General features: G+C 59.5%; 3 protein-coding genes. 1 reads left to right on the top strand and 2 read right to left on the bottom strand.

The window, feature by feature from the left end; genetic code table 11:
• Both fadE and FJ404_19755 read right to left on the bottom strand, forming a co-directional pair.
• The coding region (gene fadE / locus FJ404_19760) for an acyl-CoA dehydrogenase (GenBank protein ID MBM3825082.1) at nt 1-875 on the bottom strand (875 nt) is incomplete at its 3' end.
• A 68-nt stretch (nt 876-943) separates the two neighbouring features.
• Entirely contained in the window at nt 944-1,924 is a 981-nt protein-coding gene (locus FJ404_19755; GenBank protein ID MBM3825081.1) for a malate dehydrogenase, read from the bottom strand.
• Nucleotides 1,925-2,225: 301 nt separating this feature from the next.
• Here FJ404_19755 and FJ404_19750 point away from each other — a divergent pair.
• The coding region (locus tag FJ404_19750) for a GntR family transcriptional regulator (protein MBM3825080.1) at nt 2,226-2,337 on the top strand (112 nt) is incomplete at its 3' end.

Genomic DNA, 2,337 nt, shown 5'->3' with positions numbered 1-2,337 from the left:
ATGCTTTCCCGGCCCTGCCACATCCCTCGGCATACGACGCCTGAGTCCGGGAGCGAGGCGGCATCGGAACCCGCACGCGGTCCCGTCAGTGCAAAACAGGGGATATCTTCGCCGCTCGCGAGCCGCGGCAAGTAATAGTTTTTTTGCTCATCGGTGCCGTAGTGCTGAAGGAGTTCGCCCGGGCCGAGAGAGTTTGGTACGGCAACCGTCGATGATACGACCGCACTACGACTCGAAAGTTTGGCGAGAACGCAGGAGTGCGCATAGGCCGAGAACTCTAGGCCACCATATTTCTTTGCGATGATCATCGCGAAAAAGCCGTTGCGCTTTAGGAAGTCCCACAGTTCCGGAGGCATATCGCCACGCCGGTGCGTGATGTCGAAGTCATCGATCATACGACAGAGTTCTTCGCACGGACCGTCGAGGAAGGCTTGTTCTTCAGCAGAGAGTATTGGCGCCTTCGCGCCAAGCAACTTCGACCAGTTCGGCTTTCCCGTAAAGAGTTCACCGTCCCACCAGACCGTGCCGGCCTCGAGTGCTTCGCGTTCGGTGGACGACATCGCCGGCAGCATCCGACGGTAGATCTTCATGAACGGGCGCGTCACCCACTTTTGACGCAGCGGTGTGATGTTGAGTAGTACGAGACCCGCAAACAGCAGCCAAAGAAATCCTTTCCAGAGGCCCGCGGGTTCGCCGATTGCCGAATAGGCAACGAGCAGTGCACCGAAGGTCACGGTGTAGGCAAGCAAGCTCAGCCGCTTGTAGGCGAGATAGAGCAGCGCAGCGACGAACAGGATTGCGATGACGCCGCCCCTGAGCGTCAGAGCCAGTCCCGTGAGGACCAGCAAGGCGAGGGCGATGAGGATGTGGGACATATAGACCCTCTATTATAAGCGACTGTATGCGCAAACCCTTTATAGGGGCGGCGCCTCGCCGCCCGCAATCAGTCGAGCAGGCCCTTCACCCCATCGCGCTCCTCCAAGAGCTCCTGGTGGGTGGCGTCTAGGCGCTTTCGGCTGTTTTCGTCAATGGCTAACCCTTGCACGATGTCGTACCGACCGCCGTGACAGACCACCGGGTAGGAGTAAATCACGCCTTCGGGGATGCCGTAGCTACCGTCGGAGGGGATGCCCATTGACACCCAGTCACCCTGAGCCGATCCGCGGAACCAGTCACGGATGTGATCGATGGCGGCAGAGCCGGCCGAGGCGGCCGAGGAGGCACCGCGTGCCTTGATGATGGCTGCGCCGCGTTGCTGGACGGTGGGGATGAAAATTTTCCCAGTCCATTCGGCATCGACGAGGCTGCGGGCGGGCTGGCCTTTGACGAAGCAGTGGTTGATATCGGGATACTGGGTCGCGGAGTGATTTCCCCAGATAATCATTTTTTGGATGTCGTTCACGTGACTGCCGGTCTTTTCGGCCAACTGCGACAGGGCACGGTTGTGATCGAGGCGGGTCATTGCGGTGAAGCTCTGCGGCTTAAGCGACGGCGCATTCTTCATGGCGATCAACGCGTTCGTATTGGCCGGATTACCGACCACGAGCACGCGGATGTCTCGGGCGGCCACTTCGTTCAGGGCCTTGCCTTGGGCTGAGAAAATTTGCGCATTGGATAAAAGCAGGTCTTTGCGCTCCATGCCGGGGCCTCTCGGGCGAGCACCCACGAGCAAGGCGGCATGACAGTCCTCGAAGGCGACCCGCGCATCGTCGGTGGCGACCACCTTGTTGAGCGTGGGGAAGGCGCAGTCGTTGAGCTCCATCACGACGCCCTGCAGGGTGGGCAGCGCCGGCGTGATCTCGAGAAGATGCAGGTTGACCGGTTGGTCGGAGCCAAGCATGGCGCCCGAGGCGACACGGAAAGCGAGGGCGTAGCCGATCTGGCCAGCGGCGCCGGTGATGGCGACATTCAAAGGCTGCTTCATCTCGAGAGTCTCCGGGGAAATGAGATTATTTTCGCGCGCGGATTCTACGGTATCGCCCCTCGGGAGAGAGGGCGATCCAGAAGCCCTTGACTGCGTTATGGTGTTATAGTTATATAAAGCACTATAAGGATTATTCAAGAGGAAGTAACGTGAGCACATGCCCCATCAACCAGATATCCCCGGATTTGGCCCCGGCCGTCGCGGCCGCATCGATTGCCGTTGCGCTGACCTTGAGTTTTTTCTGGAGTCTGATCGAGGCTTCAGGCGTCCTTTAAACGACCGGATTCTCGGAGCGACGTGAATGGACCCGCAATGGACCGATAACGCCCCGATCTATCGTCAACTCCGCGATCGCGTCGCGGCGATGATTCTCGAGCGCGTATTGAAGGATGGGGACCCCCTGCCTTCCGTTC

The sequence above is a fragment of the Verrucomicrobiota bacterium genome (assembly GCA_016871495.1).
Classification (GTDB): domain Bacteria; phylum Verrucomicrobiota; class Verrucomicrobiia; order Limisphaerales; family VHDF01; genus VHDF01.
Note: the sequence above shows the minus strand (reverse complement) of the source record. Positions and strands in the feature narration are given on the sequence as shown.